This is a genomic window from Pseudomonas frederiksbergensis (assembly GCF_035751725.1).
In the GTDB taxonomy this organism is placed as follows: domain Bacteria; phylum Pseudomonadota; class Gammaproteobacteria; order Pseudomonadales; family Pseudomonadaceae; genus Aquipseudomonas; species Aquipseudomonas frederiksbergensis_A.
In genome coordinates, this window is the sequence record NZ_CP142104.1 from 4,939,110 (window position 1) to 4,962,072 (window position 22,963).

Sequence of the window (22,963 nt, forward strand, 5' to 3'; positions counted from 1 at the left end):
GGTTTCTGCGTGATTGGCATGCGATATGGAAAGCCATGCACTGGCCGTGCTGTGTGGAGCTTCATTACACCAAAGCCACGTTACTCAAGGACTTCAAATGATGCGCTGGATTCTTCTACTGGCCTGCCTGCCGCTGGCCGCTTGCGGCACCGGTGACGCTTTTAATTTTCCCAAGAAGGCCCCTTCCGTGAAGGCTTTAACCGAGATCGAGGCCAAGCTGGCCTTCACCTGCCAACACGAAACGATCCCCGCGCCGTCCGCTGAAAGTGACGTGCTGTTTCAATACGCCCGTTGGTTGCAAAAGAACAACCAGCTCAAGCAGGACAAAACCGTTGATGCCGAGATTGAACGGCTGTATCGCATCGCCGCCGAGAACGGCCATTTCAAAGCCAATATCAATCTGCAGAACGGAGCAATGCGCGGTCGTTTCGAGCTCAGGGGCGCCCAGCATTTGCGTATGAGCCAACAATTAATCGATGCAGGCGTGGCGACGGGTTACTACTTCATAGGGATTTTCCTGCAACAGGGCTCGGCGGGGTTGCGACAGGACGCCGACATGTCGTTGCGTTACTTCCGTAAGGCGGCCGATGAGGGCAACGCCCAAGCCCAGTATCTTGTTGGCGATAGGCTGGCACCCAGCGACGTTGCGCCGGACGTTGCCCGCCAGATGCGTCGTTGCGCTGCTGAGCAAGGTAATGGCGAAGCAGCCGTGGCTTTAGGCATCAACCTTAAAAACAAGGGTCTGTATCAACAGGCCATAGAGGCATTCCAATTAGGAATGGTTGCTGGTGATGAAGCCTCGGCCGGTTGGTTGGAAGAAGCATTTAGGGCTCATCCCATTACCGATAAGCTGCACTACCTCGGCCAACAAGAAGACCTCGAACGCGCCAAGCGCTACAAAACAATCTGGCGAATCCTGGCGAGGTATTCCTACGCCAACCCCACCGTTCCCGAAATCAACGAAATTCTCCCCTTGCCACCCGCCGAACTGCCCGAGTGGGACGGCAAACTCCAATGGCTCGAAGCCCGCCTGGCCAATGTCCCGCCGCAGAAACCCAGCGAGGCACTGATCCGCGAGCTGGCCGAGGCCAAAGGTCTCGAACCCGCCACCGGCAGGCCCACGCCCCGCTCACCTGCGTTCATCACGATCCCCCAACCCGCACCGACCTGCCACAGCGGCCAGGCCTGCCCGCATACCGGCTACTGGATCGCCGGCGCGTACGACGTCATCCGCCGCTTCGAACAGGGCGAGATCCTGCCAACACTAAACGTACGCAAATGGGAAAGCCGTTTCCTGCTCCCGGATCGGGAGACAGTTGGCCCGGAAAAGGTTGAGTGGATGTTCCATGGATGATCTTCGGTTTTTGCGTGACAGGCATGCGGCATGGAAGGCCATCCACCGACCGTGCTGTGTCGAGCTTTGAAACGTCCGACGCTATTTAAAGACCTATTGAAATCTGACGTGACCTGCTCCCTGGATAGAGTAACGATCAACTGCATCATCGACAGTCAGTGCTATTTGATTGACTTCAAAGGCGTGGAGCCGGCACGGCTGGTGTTGCAGGACGGACAGGAGATTACCCGTGACTCATCGTCATCGTCGTAATAGCACGCGGGAAAGCGTGACAGTCGGCCCAGAAATGGTGGACTGGATATTGACGGATGACTTAGCAAACGCAGTTTGTGGTTGAGACGTAAAAGGCATCAGTCAACTGGACTGTACCGAACTCTGCCCATGGACGGGCTTTATTGAACAAGGAAAACGACATGAAAAACATCATCCGAATCGGCGATAAAACGACCGGAGACGGTACCGTCCGATCAGGCTCAACCGTCATGAAATTCGGTGGCATCGGGGTCGCTCGGGTAGGCGATCCAGTGGACTGCCCGACTCCAGGTCACGGCCGGACGGTCATCGCCGAAGGTCACCCTACATTCAAAGACAATGGTGTGCCGGTGGCTTTTGACGGTCATCGTTGCGCCTGTGGTTGTGCGCTGATTTCGTCGATGCCTGGCGCGAGGGCACGTTGATCATGCCGGTCCGAATGGAAGACGTGCCGGCCTTGGCACCCAGGCCTGCGCGCCCCCGCGCTTGGCGGTGGCTCGGGTTATTGGCGTTTTGTTTGCTGCTCGGCGCTGGGGGCATGGTGTCGTTCAACCCCGAAGCGTTACATCAGAAGCCTGAGATTTTCTGGAGCCTGACCTTGGGTGTGCCCTTCCTGGGGTGGTGTGCCCTGGGGTTCGGGCGGGCGTTGCTGTATCTCGGCGAACGAGCGGTGGCCGATGGCTGGGACCAGGCACGCGAAGAGGATTTATTCCAGAAAACCCGTCAAGGACGTCGTTTTCTAAGGGTGTTGAATGTAGACCTGCACACCGCCTTGCGCGCCCCAGGCGAAGAACCGGCGGTACAACTGGAGGCTTTGCAGAGCGGCATCAAGGTGCAGAGAATGCAACCTTCGAGGCTCGCCTCGTCGTCGTCATGCCACAGCCGTCTACCGGGCGATGCGGCTGAAGAGCTCGAACCGGTGTTGCTGCGTACGTTGCAACAGTTACTTGGCGAGCTGGCCCCCACCTTGGCGCAACTGCCGCCCCATACACCGCTGGCGTTGTTGTTGGCCGGCGATACCGGCTTGTCGGGCCCAGCGTGGGATCGGACATGGGCGCAGGCATGGCAAGCGTCGGCCATCCGCCAGGTGCCGGTCTCCCTCGAAGGCGATGGTTTGGATGCGTTGGACCAATGGCTCGACCAGCGCTTCGATGAGCGGGCCGTGTTGCTGGTCATCGCGTTGCAATTTGCGCCGCGACAACCGGAAGGCACGGCGGAAGTGGTCGCCGGTTTGCTCCTGGGCAATCCCCTGGCACAAACCATCTTGGCGCCGATCGCGTTTCTTCATCGACCGGAACAGGAGCGGCAACCTTGTTCCGACGCATTGGGTGATGCCGCAACGCAGGCGCTTGCCTGGGTACCGTTGGAGGCTGAGTCGATCCGGCACGTCTGGCTAGCTGGTGTGAATGCACAACGTCATGCAGCCCTGACCAGCGTTTCACACCAACTAACGATACCGATGCTGCATGCACAAGGGCTTCGTGATTTGGACGCGGCGTTGGGGAACCCAGGCAAAGTCTCGCCATGGCTGGCGATTGTCGCGGCGACGCAAGCCATCCAGGTGGGCTCGGGGGCGCAGTTTATTTTTAGCGGCAATGGTTGCGCTGACTCCAGGCTTTGGAGCATGGCGTTGACGCCTGCGCCTTCATTATCGGAATAGGACATTCGAATGCAGCTGCGAAGTTTTATAGTCGTGTGGGCGGTGGCCAGCGGTCTGTTGCTGATCAACGCGATCATGGGCGCCATGGTGTGGCGTTACCCCCAATGGCTGGGCATTCAGGCTGGCAGCGACCATCAGGCGCTCTGGTTGCTGGGCATATCCGCAATGGCCCTGCTAGCGGCGTTGTACCTGGGCGGTTTCCATTTTCTAGGCTATGTGATGGGACGTTCGGCTTACCGAACGTATCAGACGGACAATGGCCCGGCTGTCGATAAGGCCGAACCCCACTCGGTAAACGAAGATGCATCGAACGGACTGCGTAATTACCTCCGCCACCTATACGGCCCCCTCTGGCGCCACAAAACCCGCCTCCTGCTCATCGTCGGCGAACCCACCGAGATCACCGCCATCGCCCCGCACCTGGCGAAGAAGAAATGGCTCGAAGGCCAGCGCACTGTGCTGCTTTGGGGCGGCAGCCTCCAGGAAACGCTGGAAAGCCCACTGCTGGATCAGTGGCTCGGCCTGCGTCGTGGGCGCGCATTGGATGGCGTGGTCTGGGCGCTGACCCCGGAGCAAAGCGCCGATGCCGTGGCGCTGGACAAGGGGTTGCGGCATTTGCAGGAGCTGGCGCGGCGGGCACGTCGGCAGTTGCCGTTGCACCTGTGGCAGGTGTGCGAGAACGCATGGTCCCAGGAGGGTCGCGAAAGCCAGCCGGTGGGTTGTCTGTTGCCGGCCAAGGTGACGCCAGCGATGCTGGAGGATTGTCTGGAGGAACTGGTCGAGCCGCTGCGTCACCAGGGCATTGCGCAGATGAAGCTCAAGAAGCAGATGCACCACGATTTCCTGCTGCGCTTGTCCCGGGATTTGCAGGCCAATGGCATCGCCCGTTGGCGGCAGGCGTTGGCACCGTTGTTGAGTGGTTTCAACCCTGGGTTGCTGCTGCGCGGGGTGTGGTTCAGCCAGCCGTTGCGCGCCACTGACAGTGGCGAGATCGAGCACTTCTGGTGGCCGGATCCGGCGTGGCATGGCGTGCAGCGCGACAAGGCCGTCGGCGCTCGCCTGGGCTGGCGTGCACCGCGAGTCGCCTACGGGCTGTTCCTGGGGTTGGCGGTGATGTGGGGCGCGGGAATGGTGCTGTCGTTCGTCAGCAACCGGGCGCAGATCGTCCAGGTGCAGGCCGTGTCGACGGCGTTGCAACAGGCATCGACCCCGGAGGCACAATTGCTGGCGCTCAATGAACTGGTCCAAGTGCTGGCGCGCCTGGATCACCGCGCCGTATACGGTGCACCTTGGTATCAGCGCTTTGGCTTGAACCGCAACCCCCAGCTGCTCGAAACGCTCTGGCCACGTTATGTCGAGGCCAATAAGCGCCTGGTGCGGGATCCGGCGGCGGCACGCTTGCGCGAGCAGCTGGAGGCGTTGGTCAAGCTGGCGCCGGGCAGTCCCCAGCGCGTCGAGCGCTCGGCGGTTGCCTATGATCAGCTCAAGGCGTACCTGATGATGGCGCGCCCGGAAAAAGCCGAGGCGGATCTTCTGGTCAAGACGCTTGCCCATGCCGAACCCACCCGGGAGGGCGTGTCCCCCGCGCTCTGGCGAACGGTGGCGGCCAACGTCTGGCAGTTCTACGCCGAGCAACTGGCCGCGCACCCCGACTGGCGCATCGAGGCCGACCCTCGGTTGGTGGCGCAGGTGCGCCAGGCGTTGCTCGACCAGTTGGGCCAGCGCAACGCCGAGGCCAGCCTGTATCAACAGGTGCTGGACGACGCGGCCCAGCATTACCCGGCCCTGGGCCTGGCGCAAATGGTCGGCGACACCGAGGCTGCCGGGCTGTTTTCCAGCAAGGCCAGCGTGCCGGGGGTGTTCACACGCCAGGCCTGGGAGGGCCAGGTGCGCCGGGCCATCGACGAGATCGCCCAGGCGCGGCGAGAGGAAATCGACTGGGTGCTCAGCGACAGGCCCGGCGGGGTCGATGCCCGGTTGACGCCGCACGAGCTCAAGACGCGCCTGACCGAGCGCTATTTCCAGGACTACGCCAGCGCCTGGCTGGTGTTCCTCAACAGCCTGCGCACCCGTGAACCGAAAAGCCTGGACGCGGTGATCGACCAGCTGACGCTGATGGGCGATGTGCGTCAATCGCCGCTGATCGCGCTGCTCAACACCCTGGCCTATCAAGGGCAAGCCGGCACTCGCGCACCGGCCCTCAGCGACTCGTTGATGAAGTCCGCACACAAACTGATCGGGCCGGACACGGCGCCGCTGATCGACCCACTGGTGGATTTTCCAGGTGGACCGCTGGACGCCACTTTCGGACCGCTGCTGACCCTGCTCAAGGGCGGCACTGATAATTTGAACCTGCAGGCCTACCTCACCCAAGTGACCCGCGTGCGCCTGAAGCTGCAACAGATCAGCACCGCCAGCGACCCCATGGAAATGACCCAGGCGCTGGCGCAAACCGTGTTCCAGGGCCGTGACATCGACCTGACCGATACCCAGTCCTATGGCCGGTTGATGGCGGCGAGCCTGGGTGCGCAATGGGCCGGCGTTGGCGAAATGCTGTTCGTGCAGCCGCTGGAACAGGCCTGGCAGCGGGTGCTGCAACCGTCGGTGGCGGGCCTTAACAGCCAGTGGCAGCGCTCGATCGTCGGGCATTGGAACGCGGCCTTCGCCGGGCGTTATCCGTTTGCCGCGACTGCCAGCGATGCTTCGTTGCCGATGTTGGGGCAGATGATCCGCGCCGACACGGGGCGCATCGAGCGCTTCCTGCACAGTCAGTTGAGCGGCGTGCTGCGCAAGGAGGGCAACCGCTGGGTGGCCGACCCGCGCCATGGCCGTGGCTTGCGGGTCAACCCGCAGTTCCTGGCGGCGGTCAATCAACTGAGCGACCTGGCCGACGTGCTCTACACCGATGGCGGCCTGGGGTTGAGCTTCGAACTGAGTGGCAAAGGTGTGCGCGATGTGGTGCAGACCACGTTCATCCTCAATGGCGAAAAACATGAGTACTTCAACCAGAAGGAACGCTGGCAGCGCTTCGGCTGGCCGGGGCGCAGCGATTATCCCGGGGTCAGCCTGACCTGGACCAGCGTCCACACCGGCGAACGACTGTTCGCCGACTACGCCGGCACCTGGGGCCTGATCCGCTTGCTGGAACAGGCCAAGTTCACGCCGCTGGACGATGGCGACAGCCGCTATCGCATGGTGCTCAAGGCCCCCGATGGCCTGGGCCTGACCTGGCACCTGCGCACCGAACTGGATGCCGGGCCGATGACGTTGCTCAAGTTACGCGGGTTTACGTTGCCGGGGCGGATATTTCTGGAGGGGCGTGGCGCGGCGGAAGGATAGGCATACATGCGGTGGCGAGAGCGTTTACCCCCGCCAAGCCTCGCAGGACCCGCCTGCTCATGCGTTCAAAGTCCTTTAAGTGAATGAGCTGCGCGACCGCGTTTGCCGGTGGCTTCCAATAATCCGACCAAGGTAAATACCAGACCAATGCAGCCCAATAATACCGGCGTCCCCCTAAGGCCCCCCCGCCATCGACAATGGCGCTGCCGGCGGGTTGCTCGGGCAAATAGCGCACCCGCACTGGCCGCCAGCAACTCGGTGATCCCAGGAACCACCGAGCACGCTGGCTCGAGGCTGTTCAAGCCTTCTTTGTCTTGGGCAAAAAGATCGCCAACACCCCAAGCAACGGCAGGAACGAGCACAACCAATACACGTATTCGATGCCGCGAACGTCTGCCAGATGCCCCAGCAACGCAGCACCAATCCCACCGAAACCGAACATCAAGCCAAAGAATACGCCGGCGATCATGCCGACATTGCCCGGCACCAGTTCCTGGGCGTACACGACGATGGCAGAGAACGCAGAGGCCAGGATGAAGCCGATCACCACGCTGAGGATGCTGGTCCACAGCAGGTCGACATGAGGCAGGATCAGGGTGAATGGCGCCACGCCGAGGATCGAGAACCAGATCACCGCCTTGCGCCCGATCCTGTCGCCGATCGGGCCGCCGAAAAAGGTCCCCGCCGCCACCGCGCCAAGGAACAGGAACAAGTGCAGTTGGGAAGACGCCACTGACAGGTCGAACTTTTCGATCAGGTAGAAGGTGAAGTAACTGGTGAAACTGGCCATGTAGAAATACTTCGAGAACACCAACAGGCCAAGCACCACCAAAGCACTCATGACCCGCCCCTTGGATAAGCCGTGGGTTGCCGCCTGGCCTTGCTTGAGCTTGAACAGGTTCAGGTGATTGGCATACCAACGGCTGATGCGGTACAGCACGAACAAGGCAAACAGCGCGAACAAGCCGAACCAGGCCACGTTGCCTTGCCCATAGGGAATGATGATCGCCGCGGCCAGCAGCGGGCCGAATGCGGAGCCGGCGTTCCCGCCCACCTGGAAGGTCGACTGCGCCAGGCCATAACGGCCACCGGAAGCCAGTCGCGCGACCCGCGATGCCTCGGGGTGGAAGGTCGACGAGCCGATGCCGATCAAGGCAGCCGCCAGCAGGATCAAGGCAAAGCTGCCGACCATGGACATCATCACAATACCGATCAGCGTGCACACCGTCCCGGCCGGCAACAGCCAGGGCTTGGGATGACGGTCGGTGTGATAGCCGACCCAAGGCTGCAACAAAGATGCGGTCAACTGGAACGTGAGTGTGATCAAGCCAACCTGGGTGAAGGTCAGGCCGTAGCTGTCCTTGAGCATCGGGTAGATGGAAGGCAGCACGGCCTGGATCAGGTCGTTGATCAAGTGGGCCAGCGCCACCGCACCAATGATGCGCATGACCAACGGGCTGCTTTGGGGCGTGGCGGAAATGGACGTCGCGTCGGCCTGGGTATTGCGGATAGCCATGGGAGGTTTCCAGACGGCAGGTGGGAGCACACGGGCAGGTGCGCCAATGTGCCATTTTTCAGTGCGACAAGGCTATCCCCTTAGCTTGCTATCGACCTATAAAAAATAGTCGGCAAACCAAGGTGATAGCGCAACGCCATGGTCTGAATCTTGCCTTGTAAATGCTTTACGACGCGGCCCCTTACAAAGGGGACCGAGAATGGGAAGTTTCGCTACAGAGCAGGCCTACAGAGCCAGCCTGGACAAGCTTTCGAGGCCTTTTGAAAGGGCACCCGTTTCGGCACTTGTGTAAAAACGCACAGAATTAGTGCACGGGTGTCCAGGGGAGTATGGGCATGCAGGCTTTTCTATCACCGGGCATCCGGTTGCTGGGGCATTTTGGTTTCGCCCGTAAATTCCAATTGTTGTTCCTGTTGTTCATCCTGCCGCTCATGGGCAGCTTGTGGCTCATTGGCCAGGATTATCGCGACAAGCTCAACCTGATTTCCGTGGAGCGCGCCGGTGTCCGCCAGTTACTGGCCTTGGACAACCTGGACAACCTGCTCGCCGCCCAGCGCAACCGCGCGGCGCGCTGGCGGGCCACGGAGACCAATCGACAACCTACCCCCGCGACGCTCGCCGCCATGGCCGCGTTCGATGCGGTGCAACCGGCACTCAACCAGGCCGCCAATGATCTTGGCGCGACGCTGCAGGCCGAAGGCGCCGAAGCCGACACCCTCGCCCGCTATCAGACCTTGCAGGCCAGCCTCAACGGCCTGGACTCCAAGAGCCTGGGCACCGTAGGCTGGTGGCCGGACGGCTACGATCGTTTCACCGCAGCCCTCAGCGCCTTGCAAGCGTTGCGCGAACAGATCGTCATGGACAATCGCCTGACGCTTGCTTCCTGGCTGGAAACCTACCTGCTGACGCAAATCTCGACCCAGCAGACCCCTGATCTGATCGAACGTGTCGGCCGCCTGGCCAGCGTTGGCCAAGCCTCGGTGGTGTCAGGCCAATTCACCTTGCAGAGCCGCCTGCAACTGCGCGACTTGCGTAGCCGCATCGGCGACGCCCGGGATCAATTGGTCAAGACCGGTGCGCTGCTGGAAACACGCCTGCCCAGCGAATTGCAGACCTGGGCCGGCCAATTCCAAGGCAGCCTCAAGAACCTGGACGGCGGTTTGAAAACGCTGGATGACGGCGTGTTCGGCGGCTCCATCAGTCTCAAACCGGAAGGCTTCGAGAAACTCATGGATGCCCTTCTCGTTGACCTGGCGACTTTGCGGCAACAATCGCTGGTGGCCCTGGACACCCGGCTGGACCACTACCATGGCTCGGCGATCCGCCAGTTCACCTTGGTCGCCATGGTGCTTGGCTGCCTGTTGCTGGCCGCGCTGTACCTCTTCATCTGCCTGCAGGCCTCCATTCGCCGCAGCGCCAGTGGCATTACGCTGTTGGCCGAAGCCCTGCGTGACGGAAACCTCAGCCTGCAAGTACCGGTGCAAGGGCGCGACGAGCTGGCTGCGATCAGCACCGCGCTCAATGTCGCCGTGGTGCAGTTGCGCAGCAGCCTGCTGGGTGTGGATCACGAGACGCTGCAACTGAGCGACGCCGTGCGCATCCTCAATACACACTCCAGCGGAGCCTTGGGCGAAGTCGAGGCACAGCAGATGCAAATCAGCCAGATTGCCGCCGCCGCGACGCAACTGGCCGCGACCTCCCAAGGCGTTGCGAAAAGTTGTGAACAGGCGTCAGACAGCGCCCAGCAAACCCGCCGCATCGCCGCCGACAGCAGTCGCGACAGCCAACGCACCACGGCAAGTATCCAGCAGCTCAACCAGCGACTCAACGAAACCGCCGCTGCCTTGGGCCGGGTCAGTGAACAGGGCCAACAGATCCAGCTGGTGGTCGATACCATTCGCGGCGTGGCCGAGCAGACCAATTTGCTGGCGCTCAACGCCGCCATCGAAGCCGCCCGTGCCGGTGAACAAGGCCGGGGCTTTGCCGTGGTGGCGGATGAAGTGCGCAGCCTGTCGCAACGCACCCAGTCCTCCACGCAGCAAATCGCCGGGACCGTCGATAGCCTGCGCGCCACCGTCAACGAAGCCGTCAGCCTGATGGAAGCGGCCTGCGGCCAGGCCCAGACCGATGCGCAAGCCGTCACCGGCCTTGGCGAACGCCTCGGGGAAATCGCCAGTGCCGTACAGAGCGTCACCGACACCCTGGCGCAAATCGCCACGGCGGTGGATGAACAGGCCAGCACCGCCGACGAAGTCAGCGGCAATATCCAGCAGGTCGATCAGGCGGCCATGCGCTTGCTGGAAGGCGCCCGCGCCGTGAACCTGGCGGCGGACACCTTGAGCCAAGGCAGCCAGGCCTTGAGTGCAAACACAGGGAGATTTCAACTCGGTTGACGGGCATTGGTGACGAGGATGGATAAGCGGTTGAAAGTGCAGAGAAATATTTTGGATTTACGCTTGACACATCTTCGTTACCAGCGAATAATGCGCGCCACTTGGCTACATAGCTCAGTTGGTTAGAGCATAGCATTCATAATGCTGGGGTCCGGGGTTCAAGTCCCTGTGTAGCCACCAAGTCCTGTTCAACGATGTTTTCGAACGTCTTTGAACAACAAGAAGCCCGCCTAGTGCGGGCTTTCTTGTGTCTGGGTATATCTCCCTGAATGCCCCGCAAGATTCAACTGTTCCCACGGGGCCTGGTGATTTATGCGGCTTCCTGGAAATCCATCTCCGGTGGCTGGCGACGAAAACCTCCCGTCAGCACCGCCAGGTACACCACGCCAATCGCCAGCCAACTCAGCCCCAGATAAATCGCCAGGTGATCGAGGCTGACCATCAGCCATAGGCCCGCCGCCAGCCCGATGAATGGGAACAGCAGGAACAACACGACCTCACGCAGCCCCTTCTTCTGCGCGCCGATCCAGTAGTGAAAGATCACTGACAAGTTCACCAGGCTGAACGCCAGGAACGCGCCGAAGTTGATGAATGAGGTTGAAGTGGTGACGTCCAGTTTCAGCGCCAGCAAAGCGACCACGGCGCACAAAAGGATGCTGTTGACCGGCGTACCAAAGCGTTCGTGCAAGGTGCCGAAGATCGATTTTGGCAGCACGCCATCACGCCCCATGGCGAACAACAGCCGCGAGCCGCTGGCCTGGGCCGACAGCCCCGACGCGAACTGGCCGACGATCAGGCCGATCAGGAAGATCGAGACGAACAGGTCGCCACCGATATTACGAGCAATTTCATAAGCCGCCGAGTCGACACTGTCGAACTGCGACGACGGATGCGCGATCTGTACGAAGTACGACACGCTGACGAAGATCAATCCGCCAATCAGCGTAATCAACATGATCGCCCGTGGGATGGTCCGGCGCGGGTCGCGGGTTTCTTCGGTCAAGGTGCTGACCGCGTCGAACCCCAGGAATGAATAACAGGCGATGGCTGCGCCGCTCATGATCAACGGCATCTGCATGTCACCGTCGAAGAACGGCTTGATCGACCACAAGGGTTTGCTCGCATCCCCGCCGACGTAATGTACGCACAGCGCGACGAAGGCGATCAGGACCAGGAACTGCACCAGCATCAACAGCGCGTTGATGCCGTTGGCCAATTTAAGACCGACGATGTTGATCCCGCTCGTGATGCCGATGAACACCAGCACCCAGAGCCATTGCGGCACGGCCGGGAACGCGGAGTGTAGGTAGGCCGCGCCGATCAGCCAGATCGCCATGGGCAAGAAGAGATAATCGAGCAATACCGCCCAACCGGCGATGAAACCCAGTTTCGGGCTGATCGCCTTGCGCACGTAGCTGTAGGCCGAACCGGCGACGGGGAATGCCGCGGCCATTCGGCCGTAGCTCATCGCGGTGAAAAACATGGCCACCAGTGCCGCCAGGTAAGCGGCGGGGACCATGCCGGAGGTGGATTGAGCGAGGATGCCAAAAGTGCCGAGGACAATGATCGGTGTCATGTAAGCGATGCCGAACAGCACCACCGACCCCAGTGACAGGGTGCGTTGCAAACGAGCCATGAGCGACTACTCCGAATTATTAGATTTATGGCAGAGCCGAGTTCGGCGCAATTTCGGGTGTTACGTTGTTGTTCTGGTTTTTGGCCAACAGGAATGTGTCGCTTGCCCGCGAAGGCGTTAGCCCTGGCGACACAGGATCAGGATCAATGCGAAGGAATCAGCAGCTCCCGCAATCCGCAGGCATGCTCAATGATGTCTCCCGGAATTTTCAGTCGCTGATCGTCCAGATACCGATAATCACGTCGCGCCGTCGTCAGTTGATCCAGGTCCAACACGACCGAGAACTGCCCTTGCTCACGTCCGGCCTCGAACAACAACGTGCCTAGCGGGTCCACCAATGCACTGCCGCCTGCGAACACCAACCCGCCATCGCCCTCTTCCACCCGATTGACCATCAGCGCGAAGGCCTGGTTTTCCTGGGCACGGGCCATGATCGCGGTGCGGTGAGTCGGGCCATACGGATCCATGTTGCCGTTGGTGACGATCAGCAGCTCGGCCCCCAGTTGCGCCAGGGCCCGGGCGGTTTCCGGAAATTCAATGTCGTAGCAGATCAGCAGGCCGACCCGTACACCGTTCCACTCACACGTGGCGTAACGATCACCGGCCTCGAATACGCCGCGATCCGACGCCCAGAGGTGCGTCTTGCGATATTTCAGGGCAATGCCCTCTGGTGTGATCAGCAACGTGGTGTTGTAGAAACGGCCGCCATCGTTCTCGGCCACGCCGATTACCACGGCAATGTCCTGTTCCCGGGCCGCAGCGAGCACCGAACTGACGGTCGGGCCGTCCAGCGGTTCGGCGGTTTCGGCCAATGCCTCACGCGACGGAAAGCCCATCAGGTGCGTTTCGGGAAATACGATCATCTGCGTGTCGGCAGCACAGGCGGCAATCGCCTCGAGGGCGCGTTCCAGGTTGTAAGCCGTATCGTTATCACGGCCCGCCAATTGGGCGAGTTCAACTTTCATGGGTATTCCTTGTTCTTGACCAGGCGGGTAGAAAGATTGCCCGGTCGGTGTCTGTGCGCCAGTATGCGCAGCAAGCCCGCGGCCGGGAAATCACGCCGCTGGGGTAACCCGATGGGGGTAGAGGCATGACACTTTCGCTGGATGACATCGCGTGGCACCGCTCGGTCGGGCAACTGATCGATGCCCTGGACAAGCCCAATTTCTGGACGCAGCTGGTCCGTTTGCTCGATCAATACGTACCTTTCGACAGTTGGGTGGCACTGCTTTTCAGTGCCGACCAGCGCCCGCAGGTGTTCGCCGAATGCCCGGCCGCGGATGGCAGTCCGGACCAGCTTTTCCAGGACTATCTGCGGGGGCTGTATCTGCTCGATCCGTTCTACATCGCCTGCCGCGAACAGTCGCGCACCGGGCTGTATCGCCTGTCGGAAGTCGCACCGGAACATTTCGAGTTGACTGAGTATTACCAGCGCTACTTCCGTCTGAATGTGGTGTCCGATGAAGTCCAGTTCAATTGCCAGCTCGAAGGCGACCGCACGCTGTGCCTGTCGCTGGGCAGCAAGCAGCGGTTCAGTGGCGAGGAGATTGCCTTGCTGTCGCTCATCCAGCCCTGGGTCCTCGGCCTGCTGCGCCAGCGCCTGCCTTACGAAATCAACGAAGTGGTGGCCCTTGCCCCAGCACCGCCGCAAGCCGACTGGCGCGTGCAGTTGGAAGCGTCAGTCCAACAGCTCAAAGGCGCGCAACTGACCGCGCGGGAACTGGACGTCGGGCGCTTGATGCTCAGCGGTTGCTCCAGCAAGGAAATCGCCCGCAAGCTGGAAATTTCCGTCGAAACCGTGAAAGTTCATAAGAAACACATGTACAGCAAACTGGGAATCAAGTCCCAGTCCGAGCTGTTTTCGATTTTTCTCCAGGCGCAGAATGCCTGATTGGCCTGCATGTGTAGCCAACCCGCACTCAAAACGGTCTATCGAAAGATAAGCCGTTTTTTATGCCCCAAGTGAATCACCGCCGCTAAGACCGCCTCCCGCTGATTTGCGCCCCGCGTCTCGCATCGCTACAGTCGACCTGAATATCCCCGGGCCATGGACGGAGCGACACGTGCTTTCAGATCTCAAACCGAATCTTCATCGCCTGTCAGCCGTTTCGCTGCTGGCTGTCGCCTTGGCACTGGTCGCTTGCAAGGCTCCGCCCTCCTCCACGACCGCTCCCCTATTGCCCACTGCCCCGGAAATGGCTTCCGGCTACCGCACCGACCTGCAGACACGCCACGCGGATAAACACATGGCCGCCGCGGCGAACCCGCTTGCCGCCGAAGCCGGCCGGGAAATGTTGCGGCGCGGCGGTTCGGCCATCGACGCGGCGATCGCTATGCAGGCGGTGCTGACCTTGGTGGAGCCGCAGTCTTCCGGCATCGGCGGCGGTGCTTTCATTGTGCTGTGGGACGGCAAGGCGGTGCGCACCTATGACGGGCGCGAAACGGCACCGGCCGGCGCCAGCGAAAAGCTGTTTCTCCAGGCCGATGGCAAACCCATGCCGTTTACCGCCGCGCAGATCGGCGGGCGCTCGGTGGGAACGCCGGGCGTGTTAAGAGCGCTGGAGCTGGCCCATCGCAAGCATGGTCGCCTTAAATGGGCCGCGCTGTTCGAGCCGGCGATTGCGCTGGCAGACCAGGGTTTCAGGATTTCCCCCCGGTTGCACTCGACGATTGCGTCCGATGCGTCCTTGCCGGGCTCGCCCGACATGGCCGCGTATTTCCTGAACGCCGACGGCAGCCCCAAGGCGGCCGGCACGCTGCTGAAAAACCCCGCGCTGGCGCGTGTCCTCCAACGCATTGCCAACGAAGGGCCGGACGCGTTGTACGAAGGGCCGATCGCCGAGGAGATGGTCGCCAAGGTCCAGGGGCACGCCAATCCCGGCAGCCTTTCCCTAAAGGATCTGAAGGGCTATGCCGCCCGGGAACGTGCCCCGTTGTGTACCGACTACAAGCGGTGGCAGGTCTGCGGAATGGCACCGCCGTCTTCGGGTGGCATTGCCGTGGCGCAGATCCTCGGGACACTTCAAAGCCTGGAACAGCGTGACGGTCGCATGTCCCTCGCGGCGTTGAAACCGCACAGGTCCGACAAACCTGCAGGCATCGAGCCTGCGCCCGAAGCGGTGCACCTGATCGCGGAAGCTGAACGCCTGGCGTACGCCGACCGCGCTTTATACGTCGCCGACTCGGATTTTGTTCCCGTACCGGTCAAAGGCCTGGTCGACCGCGGTTATCTGGCGAACCGCGCAAGCCTGATCGGCCAGCGCAGCATGGGCGTTGCCAAGCCAGGAATACCGCCGGGCATACAAATGGCCTTCGCACCAGACCGCTCGCCCCTGCGCATTTCCACATCGCAAGTGGTGGCCGTGGATGACCAGGGCGGTGCCGTGTCGATGACGACCACCGTCGAGTCGGCGTTCGGCTCGCACCTGATGGTCCAGGGATTCATGCTCAACAACCAGATGACCGATTTTTCGTTCATCCCCGAAGAGAATGGGCAGAAAGTCGCCAACCGCGTCGAACCCGGCAAACGCCCGCGCTCGTCCATGGCGCCGACATTGATCTTCGACCGTCAGAATGGCGAACTGCTGGCTGCGGTCGGTTCACCGGGTGGATCGCAGATCATTGAATACGTTGCCAAGTCAGTGATCGGCCTGCTGGATTGGAATCTGGATCCGCAGAAGGCCATCAATCTGCCCAACTTCGGCAGCCGCAACGGCCCCACGGAGCTGGAACAGGGGCAATTCAGCGCGACGCTGATCCAGGCGCTGAAAGACAAAGGTCACGCTGTGAGCGAGATCGACATGACCAGCGGCACCCAGGCGATTGTCCGGGTGCGCGATGGCCAAGGAAAAGCCTCGTTGGCGGGCGGGGCGGATCCGCGGCGAGAAGGAGAAGCGCTGGGGGACTGAGCGCTCATCGATCAGGTCGACAACTGGTTGGCAAACTGGCTCACCGCATCCACGACCTTCTTCGCCCCGTCCTGAATCTCGACGATCACGCTGCCCGCCTCGGCCGCCAGGGCCAGGCCTTGTTCGGCCTGGTGCTGACCGTCGGTCATCAGCGCCACGGCATTGCGTGCCATGTCCTGGTTCTGGCGGACAACCCCGACGATCTCATCGGTTGCCTGGCTGGTACGCGACGCCAATTGCCGTACTTCATCGGCTACCACCGCAAACCCGCGGCCCTGTTCGCCGGCACGAGCGGCTTCAATGGCGGCGTTGAGCGCCAGCAGGTTGGTCTGTTCGGCGATGCCGCTGATGGTCTTGACGATGGTACCGATCACCACGGATTGTTCGTTCAATGCCTCGATCCCCTGGCCGGCAGTCTGCATGTGCCGCGCCAGGTCGCGCATCACAGCCACGGCCTGAGTCACGACGGTAGTGCCGCGCTGGGCACAATGGTCGGTTTGCTGCGATGTGCTGTAGGCAATACTGGCAGCCTCGGCGACGGCTTTTTCCTGGTTGACCTGATCAGTGATGTTGGTAGCGAACTTGACGATTTTGTATAGACGGTCGTTGGCGTCGACCACCGGGTTATAGGAGGCTTCCAGCCAGACCTCGCGGCCGCTGCTGTCGAGACGCTTGAAACGTCCGGCCACGAACTCGCCGCTGTTCAAGCGCTTCCAGAAGTGCTGGTAGGTCGCGCTGTTGTATTCCTCGGGCTCGCAAAACGTGCGGTGGTGCTTGCCCTTGATCTGCGCAAGGCTGTAACCCATCGCGTTGAGGAAACGATCATTGGCCGTCAACACGTGCCCGCCCAAGTCGAACTCGATCACCGCGGTCGAACGCACCAAGGCGCCAATCAGGTTCTCGTGCTCGCGGGAATTCTCGATGGTGCGGGTCAGGTCGTTGGAGTACATCGAGAAAAAACGAATTCGCCCGTCCGCATTGCGTACCGGCTGGAGAATCGAGCGCAACCAGGCCTCCTTGCCGTCGCCCCGCACCAGGCGCACGGCGCCGGAGAAGTGCTCGCCACGGGTCAACGCGGTCTTGAAGCGAATCTGGAATTCATTGGACTTCAGGTAGGCCGGAACCAAATCCTCGACAGACCGGCCAATCAAGTCTTGGCTCTTGTACTGCATGTCGTCGAGAAAGTTCTGGTTGACTGACTGTATCCGCCCTTCGGCATCGAGGGTCAGGCCCATCATTTCTCGATCCAGGCTCTGTTTTACTTGCATAAGACTAGAGAGTTCTTGGCGAAGAGCGAGCAGCTCCTGCTTCAGGCGATTGTTGAACATGGCAAGCTCCGGCAGGCAGGAGAAATACTGCTATTCCCTTGCCATCGGCCCGGCATTTTTTTTCTAAAGAGTGCCACTGGTCGGTCTGAAAAATAGTCAGGTCGTGCTCGAACGCCGGTCCGTCTCCCACGGTCATTGAAATGTTCCATTGTTGGCGTCCGACCGCCGATGCTTCGTCGTCCCAGGTACCGATAACCATAAAAAACCGAGGTAATTGCCGTGACCACTGACATTGAAGACAGCCGTTCCGCCCGCTTTGCGCTGCGCTGTTCCAATTTTGCCGAGCGCTGGTTTCCCGACTCCTGGGTCTTTGCCGCATTGGCGGTGCTGGTGGTCGCCTTGGCGACGCAGCTCATTGGCGCCAAACCCGCCGCGGCCGCCATGGCCTTCGGCGACGGGTTCTGGAGCTTGATCCCCTTCACCATGCAGATGGCGTTCGTGGTGATTGGCGGTTACGTGGTCGCCAGCTCGCCACCGGCCGTCAAGCTGATCGACCGCCTGGCGCGCATTCCCAAGAACGGCCGTTCCGCCGTGGCGTGGGTGGCACTGATTTCCATGATCGCGTCACTGCTGAATTGGGGCCTGTCGCTGGTGTTCGGCGGTTTGCTGGTGCGCGCCCTCGCCCGCCGCACCGACTTGAAGATGGATTATCGCGCCGCCGGTGCCGCCGCTTATCTGGGCCTTGGCGCGGTGTGGGCGCTGGGGTTGTCTTCCTCGGCCGCGCAATTGCAAGCCAACCCGGCAAGCCTGCCGCCGTCGATCCTGTCGATTACCGGCGTCATTCCATTTACCCAGACGATTTTCCTTTGGCAGTCCGGGGTGATGCTGCTGGCGCTGATCGTGATTTCGGTGATCATCGCGTATGCCACCGCCCCCGGCTCCAACAGCGCACGTGATGCCGAAGCCTGCGGGATCGACCCCAGTTTCAGCATGCCGGCGCTGCAACCGCGAACCCGCCCCGGGGAATGGCTGGAACACAGCCCATTGCTGACCATCGCCCTGGTCCTGCTGGCCGCCGGCTGGCTGTTCCATGAGTTCTCGACCAAGCCGGCGATCAGTGCCATTTCCGGGCTCAACACCTATAACTTCCTGTTCATCATGCTCGGCGCCTTGCTCCATTGGCGGCCACGCAGTTTTCTCGACGCCGTGGCCCGCGCGGTGCCGACCACCACCGGCGTGTTGATCCAATTCCCGCTGTATGGCTCGATCGCCGCGCTGCTGACCACGGTCAAGGGCAGCGACGCACAGACATTGGCTCACCATATCTCGACCTTTTTCGTACAGATCGCCAACCATGACACCTACGCCTTGTTGATGGGCGTCTACTCGGCCGTGCTGGGATTTTTTATTCCTTCCGGCGGCGGTAAATGGATCATCGAAGCGCCCTATGTGATGCAGGTGGCCAACGACTTGAACTATCACCTGGGCTGGGCCGTGCAGATCTATAACGCCGCCGAAGCGCTGCCGAACCTGATCAATCCGTTCTATATGCTGCCATTGCTCGGCGTGCTGGGGCTGAAGGCCAGGGACTTGATCGGGTTTTCCTTCGTGCAGTTGCTGGTGCACACGCCATTGGTGCTGGTGCTGCTATGGGCGCTCGGGACGACCTTGACGTATTTGCCGCCGGTGATGCCATAAAGCCATAAAAAAGGGCCGATTTTTCCATCGGCCCACTTCTTCTTCGGCTCCGTCTGTTTCAGTATGGATACACCCTGTTTCGAGGGGCCCACGCTGAAAAGGATCTGAGCATGTTCAAACTCGCCGTACTTCCTCTCGCCGCCCTGGCCTTGAGCGCCACCGCCCAAGCCGCAGACATCGATGTAAACCTCGGCAGCACCGAACGCGTCACCCGTCTCTTCGCTTATCCCAACAACTGCAACGTCATTTGTTTTCGCGACTGGACACTGGAACAGACCGTCGAGCATTACCTGACCCAAAGCGTGCAGCGCGACGGCTACGACGCGGCCAAGGTCAGCGTTAAAAGCGACAACGGCACCGTCTACGCCAACATCAGCGGCGTGCCGAAGAGCTATGGCCAGCCGCTGAAGGCCCTGCTCGATGCCGGAGACCTTGCGTACAACGGCGCCACCAAACTCAACAACGACAAGAAATGGGCCTACAACTGGTACCTGTTCCTACCGTTGGGCATGGCCTTGGACAACCGCAAGAGTGTCGAGCTGTTGCACTTCCCGCCGGATTATTCCCTGACCCAGGCCCAGGATTACCTCGAGTCGGCCACCACTGATCGCTGGGCCACGCTGCTGACCGTCAATGGCATTGCCGCGCCAAACACGCCCGCTTACCAGACCATCATCGACATCGCGCCCATCGCGGCACCGTCCAACGCGGGCAGCACACTGGCGGGGCTCTACAGTTACTTCAACGATTACCAGACCACCATGGTTTCCCAGGTTACCCGGTCCTCAAGCGGCGCCGCGTTGCCAATGGTGGCCTTCGGCGCGCCCGTCCGGGACTGGATCAAGACCCAGTACGGCCCGACCGTGAATGTGCTCGGCCTGGCGACCATTACAACCGGCAGCGGGACCAAGGTCCCGGTCCTCGGCTCCAATCACCCCAGCTACATCTGGTATGCCGCCGACCCGGACAGCTACGACGGTGACCAGGCCAAGGCCGACGCCGCTGGTTTGAAAGTCATGGGCCAGGACCTGAGCGCCGCCTGCTGGCAAGCCGGAATGGGCAGCAAGCCAGGCACCGACCCGAGCACATTGCTGAACCAATGCACGCAAACCTGGCAGGTGACGCAAAAAGAGAAGACTTGCGAGTTGTTCTACACCTCGGTTCGTAAACTGAGCGAGGCGGATGCGCAGAAGAAATGTGCGACTGCACCGGTCAAGTCGGAACTGCAACAGCTGAAAGTGCCGATGCCATTGCCTGCCGAAGCCGTATAGAGACCGCCAAGCGTTCCCGCGTAAGCCACCGCTTACACGGGAACGTTGCCCTCAGGGCGCGTCGACCGGGCGTAGCCGATACTGCGGCGGCAGCTGCTCGAAACCGCTGATCGTGGTGTCCAGGCTTTTCCAGCGGCCATCCTTGATGCCGTAGATGCAGCCATGGATCGATAACTTCTGCCCTCGGTGCCAGGCGTTCTGCACAATGCTGGTGTGGCCGACGTTCGCCACCTGCTGGATCACGTTGAGTTCGCACAAGCGGTCCACGCGCTCTTCCTCGGTCGGCAGCTTGGCCAGGGCGTCGCGGTGTTCGTAATACAAGTCGCGAATCGAGCGCAGCCAACCATCGATCAGGCCCAACTGGCGGTCCTGCATCGAAGCACGCACACCGCCGCAGCCATAGTGACCCGTCACCAGGATGTGCTTGACCTTGAGCACATCGACCGCGTACTGGATGACCGAGAGGCAGTTCAGGTCGGTGTGCAGCACCACGTTGGCAACGTTGCGGTGCACAAACAGATCACCCGGCAGCATGCCGACGATTTCGTTGGCCGGCACCCGCGCATCGGAGCAGCCGATCCACAGGTATTCAGGGGTCTGCTGACGAGCCAGCTTGGCGAAGAAGTCAGGATCCTCCTGCTTGATCGCATCGGCCCAGCGCGCGTTGTTATCAATCAGATCTTGTAATTCATTCATGCTGTCCAGCCTCGATAGAGAGTGCGCAACTGTGACAGACGACCGCCGGTCGAGGTCACGTCGGCGATGCATTGGAATTCCTGGCCCCGCTGTCGGTCGACTCCTAGTAAGGCCCACAGTATGAGGAATTGCCATGAATGATTCACGACGTCCCTACGATGCGGTGCAACCGGAGCCCATCGACGACAACGAAGACCGCATGGGCTCGATGCGTGAGCTGGAATTCGATGACGATGAATACGACGCCAGGATCGGCGATGAATTGCCGGAGGACGAACGCGAGCAGTTGATGCCGGATGAGCGTGTGCGTGAGGCGGGCATGACGGGAGCCTCGATGGACGACCGCCAGCCGACCGACGATGACATGAGCCCCGAAACCCTGATCCGCGAAGACGGCGCCCGGGACGCCCAAGAGGCCGGCGAGGATGAACAGGCCGATTGGGACCTGAGCGTCGTGGGTGAGAACGATATAGGTGGAGGCGATGGGCTGGACGAAGCGGAAATGGCTGATATCGATCCGCTCGATGGCAAGCGTTGACCAGTACCGCCACCGCTCCCACTGGATTTCGTGTTCACAGGCCTTGATTGGCCACTGATCCAGTGGGCGCGAGCTTGCTCGTGATGGCGGCAGTCCAGTCGACTCAATCCACCAAGGTACACGCCATGACCACCGCATCCTCGCGCCCGCCCACTGCCGGGTAATAATCGCGCCGCCGCCCAACCTCGTTGAAGCCATAGCGCTCATACAGCCGGAACGCCGTGCGGTTGCTGTCGCGTACTTCCAGGAAGCACTCGCGCGCCTCGGCCTTGTAGGCGATCGACATCAAGTGTTCCAACAGCCGCAAGCCAAGGCCCCGCCCCTGGTTTTCCGGTTTGACAGTGATGTTGAGCAGGTGCGCCTCATCCAGGATGATCTGCACCACGCCATGCCCCACCTGTTGCTCGCCTTCGAACATCAGCCAGATCTGGTATTTGCCCAAACCGTCGAGAAATATTCCACGGGTCCAAGGATGACTATAGGCCGCGTATTCAATCTTCAGCACAGCGTCTAGGTCCGCCTCGGTCATCGGGCGGAACGATACAGCATCACTCATTCGATTCTTTCCAGCGCGCCATCAGCCGGCGCATGGCTTGCCAGACTTCAGCCTTGCGCTGTGGCGTTTCCATTAAGAGTTCCAGCCCGGGCAGCGCCCAGGCCGAGCCCAGGCCTTCGACCTGCAGCTCGCGGTTGAACGCCTCGGCATCCGCCTCCCCGGCAAACCTTACCGCCGGCAGGCCAATCAGCCACAGGCACACGCAGGGCTCGTCCTCGAGCCGCGCCGAAACGAATCCCTGGACAAAATCACGCGCCGCCTCAGGCCCCTGGTCCATCGTACCCCGTGACAACAACGGCCAACGTACCGGTTCGCCGACGATCTGCGGGCTGTCCGGCAGGCCGGCGGCGCGCAGCATGTCCTTGAGCAGCAGGTAAGCGGGATCGCGGCTTTGGAACGGGTCACCTGTGGGTAACTCCACCAGCAACAGGCAGCGCCCGGCGCGCAGCAATTGCAGGGCGAAGCGCGGCGGCGGCACGTGGGCGGCCTTGACCGGGGCCGGCGCTTCGTCGGCCTCTTCTACCGGTTTGGCATTGGTACGGGTCGAGGCCAGGCTCGGACGCGGGACTTCGATTTTCGGCCGCTCGGCGGCAGGCGCAACCGGTTCGGCAACGGTCTTGGCCACAGGCGCCACCACTGCCGGCGCAACTTCCTCCGGCTGGGGCACATCCAGCAGCTCGGGCCGCGACGGGGCGGCGAACGGCAATTCGGTACGCGGCAGCCAGTTGACCACCTGCATGGCGGTCAGATAGGCGCGGCGACGGGACTCGATAAGCAAGGGTCGGCCACTTGTGGATAACTGAAAGTGGGAGCGATTCTACCGCCCTTCGGCGCGGATCGCTTCCCTGTCGCTTCATTAGTTGCTCAATAGACGACGA

Annotated in this window: 17 protein-coding genes, 1 tRNA gene and 1 pseudogene; 11 read left to right on the forward strand and 8 right to left on the reverse strand. The window is 61.3% G+C overall.

From position 1 onward, the window contains the following. The first annotated feature begins 25 nt into the window (after positions 1-25). From VQ575_RS22115 to VQ575_RS22130, 4 genes are all read left to right on the forward strand, one after another. Positions 26-1,354, forward strand: a complete 1,329-nt coding sequence (locus VQ575_RS22115; RefSeq protein WP_411829919.1) for an SEL1-like repeat protein — start codon at positions 26-28, stop codon at positions 1,352-1,354. A 482-nt stretch (positions 1,355-1,836) separates the two neighbouring features. Continuing rightward, positions 1,837-2,031 carry a PAAR domain-containing protein gene (locus VQ575_RS22120; RefSeq protein ID WP_232916935.1) on the forward strand — a complete coding sequence of 65 codons (195 nt, stop codon included), beginning with the start codon at positions 1,837-1,839 and terminating at the stop codon, positions 2,029-2,031. Then, on the forward strand, positions 1,977-3,266 hold the full coding sequence (locus VQ575_RS22125) for a hypothetical protein (protein ID WP_232916934.1): 1,290 nt from the start codon (positions 1,977-1,979) through the stop codon (positions 3,264-3,266). The genes VQ575_RS22120 and VQ575_RS22125 overlap by 55 nt, the downstream gene beginning before the upstream one ends. Positions 3,267-3,275: 9 nt before the next feature. Next, on the forward strand, positions 3,276-6,605 hold the full coding sequence (locus VQ575_RS22130; protein ID WP_325918426.1) for an ImcF-related family protein: 3,330 nt from the start codon (positions 3,276-3,278) through the stop codon (positions 6,603-6,605). A 298-nt stretch (positions 6,606-6,903) separates the two neighbouring features. Here the strand turns inward: VQ575_RS22130 and VQ575_RS22135 are convergent, their stop codons facing one another. Continuing rightward, complete coding sequence (locus tag VQ575_RS22135) at positions 6,904-8,121, reverse strand: MFS transporter (RefSeq protein ID WP_039594555.1); 1,218 nt, start codon at positions 8,119-8,121, stop codon at positions 6,904-6,906. 335 nt (positions 8,122-8,456) lie between these two features. On the opposite strand from VQ575_RS22135, the gene VQ575_RS22140 reads away from it, so the two are divergent. Together VQ575_RS22140 and VQ575_RS22145 are read left to right on the forward strand one after the other, a co-directional pair. After that, on the forward strand, positions 8,457-10,514 hold the full coding sequence (locus tag VQ575_RS22140) for a methyl-accepting chemotaxis protein (RefSeq protein WP_039594554.1): 2,058 nt from the start codon (positions 8,457-8,459) through the stop codon (positions 10,512-10,514). A gap of 103 nt (positions 10,515-10,617) precedes the next feature. Further along, positions 10,618-10,694: transfer RNA gene (locus VQ575_RS22145), tRNA-Met, on the forward strand. Positions 10,695-10,824: 130 nt separating this feature from the next. Here VQ575_RS22145 and VQ575_RS22150 read toward each other — a convergent pair. Together VQ575_RS22150 and VQ575_RS22155 are read right to left on the reverse strand one after the other, a co-directional pair. Next, a complete protein-coding gene (locus VQ575_RS22150) occupies positions 10,825-12,150 on the reverse strand; it encodes an APC family permease (RefSeq protein ID WP_045156958.1) in 1,326 nt (441 codons plus the stop codon). Positions 12,151-12,293: 143 nt separating this feature from the next. Then, positions 12,294-13,115: a carbon-nitrogen hydrolase family protein gene (locus VQ575_RS22155; RefSeq protein ID WP_039594552.1), complete on the reverse strand. Its 822-nt coding sequence runs from the start codon at positions 13,113-13,115 to the stop codon at positions 12,294-12,296. Between the two features lie 125 nt (positions 13,116-13,240). Here VQ575_RS22155 and VQ575_RS22160 point away from each other — a divergent pair, with 125 nt between their 5' ends. Together VQ575_RS22160 and ggt are read left to right on the forward strand one after the other, a co-directional pair. After that, positions 13,241-14,041 (forward strand): helix-turn-helix transcriptional regulator, encoded by an 801-nt coding sequence (locus VQ575_RS22160; protein WP_039594551.1) that lies wholly within the window; start codon positions 13,241-13,243, stop codon positions 14,039-14,041. 172 nt (positions 14,042-14,213) lie between these two features. Then, positions 14,214-16,058: a gamma-glutamyltransferase gene (ggt, locus tag VQ575_RS22165; RefSeq protein WP_325918428.1), complete on the forward strand. Its 1,845-nt coding sequence runs from the start codon at positions 14,214-14,216 to the stop codon at positions 16,056-16,058. Positions 16,059-16,069: 11 nt separating this feature from the next. Here ggt and VQ575_RS27325 read toward each other — a convergent pair whose 3' ends face one another. Further along, positions 16,070-16,522 (reverse strand): methyl-accepting chemotaxis protein, encoded by a 453-nt coding sequence (locus VQ575_RS27325; protein WP_411829987.1) that lies wholly within the window; start codon positions 16,520-16,522, stop codon positions 16,070-16,072. An 87-nt stretch (positions 16,523-16,609) separates the two neighbouring features. Further along, positions 16,610-17,386, reverse strand: a pseudogene (locus VQ575_RS27330) (PAS domain-containing protein); the annotation flags it as partial. Between the two features lie 219 nt (positions 17,387-17,605). Between VQ575_RS27330 and VQ575_RS22175 the strand changes: the two are divergent. Both VQ575_RS22175 and VQ575_RS22180 read left to right on the forward strand, forming a co-directional pair. Beyond that, positions 17,606-19,024 (forward strand): short-chain fatty acid transporter, encoded by a 1,419-nt coding sequence (locus VQ575_RS22175; RefSeq protein WP_039594548.1) that lies wholly within the window; start codon positions 17,606-17,608, stop codon positions 19,022-19,024. Between the two features lie 110 nt (positions 19,025-19,134). Further along, entirely contained in the window at positions 19,135-20,295 is a 1,161-nt protein-coding gene (locus tag VQ575_RS22180) for a hypothetical protein (RefSeq protein ID WP_045156961.1), read from the forward strand. Positions 20,296-20,346: 51 nt separating this feature from the next. Here the strand turns inward: VQ575_RS22180 and can are convergent, their stop codons facing one another. Beyond that, complete coding sequence (gene can / locus VQ575_RS22185; RefSeq protein ID WP_039594546.1) at positions 20,347-20,991, reverse strand: carbonate dehydratase; 645 nt, start codon at positions 20,989-20,991, stop codon at positions 20,347-20,349. A gap of 133 nt (positions 20,992-21,124) precedes the next feature. Between can and VQ575_RS22190 the strand changes: the two genes are divergently transcribed. Then, entirely contained in the window at positions 21,125-21,529 is a 405-nt protein-coding gene (locus tag VQ575_RS22190; RefSeq protein WP_039594545.1) for a hypothetical protein, read from the forward strand. A 103-nt stretch (positions 21,530-21,632) separates the two neighbouring features. On the opposite strand, the gene rimI is transcribed toward VQ575_RS22190, so the two are convergent. Both rimI and VQ575_RS22200 read right to left on the reverse strand, forming a co-directional pair. Beyond that, a complete protein-coding gene (rimI, locus tag VQ575_RS22195; RefSeq protein WP_039594544.1) occupies positions 21,633-22,085 on the reverse strand; it encodes a ribosomal protein S18-alanine N-acetyltransferase in 453 nt (150 codons plus the stop codon). Continuing rightward, a complete protein-coding gene (locus VQ575_RS22200; protein ID WP_082112143.1) occupies positions 22,078-22,863 on the reverse strand; it encodes an energy transducer TonB in 786 nt (261 codons plus the stop codon). Before VQ575_RS22200 ends, rimI begins: the two co-directional genes overlap by 8 nt. Positions 22,864-22,963 lie beyond the last annotated feature (100 nt).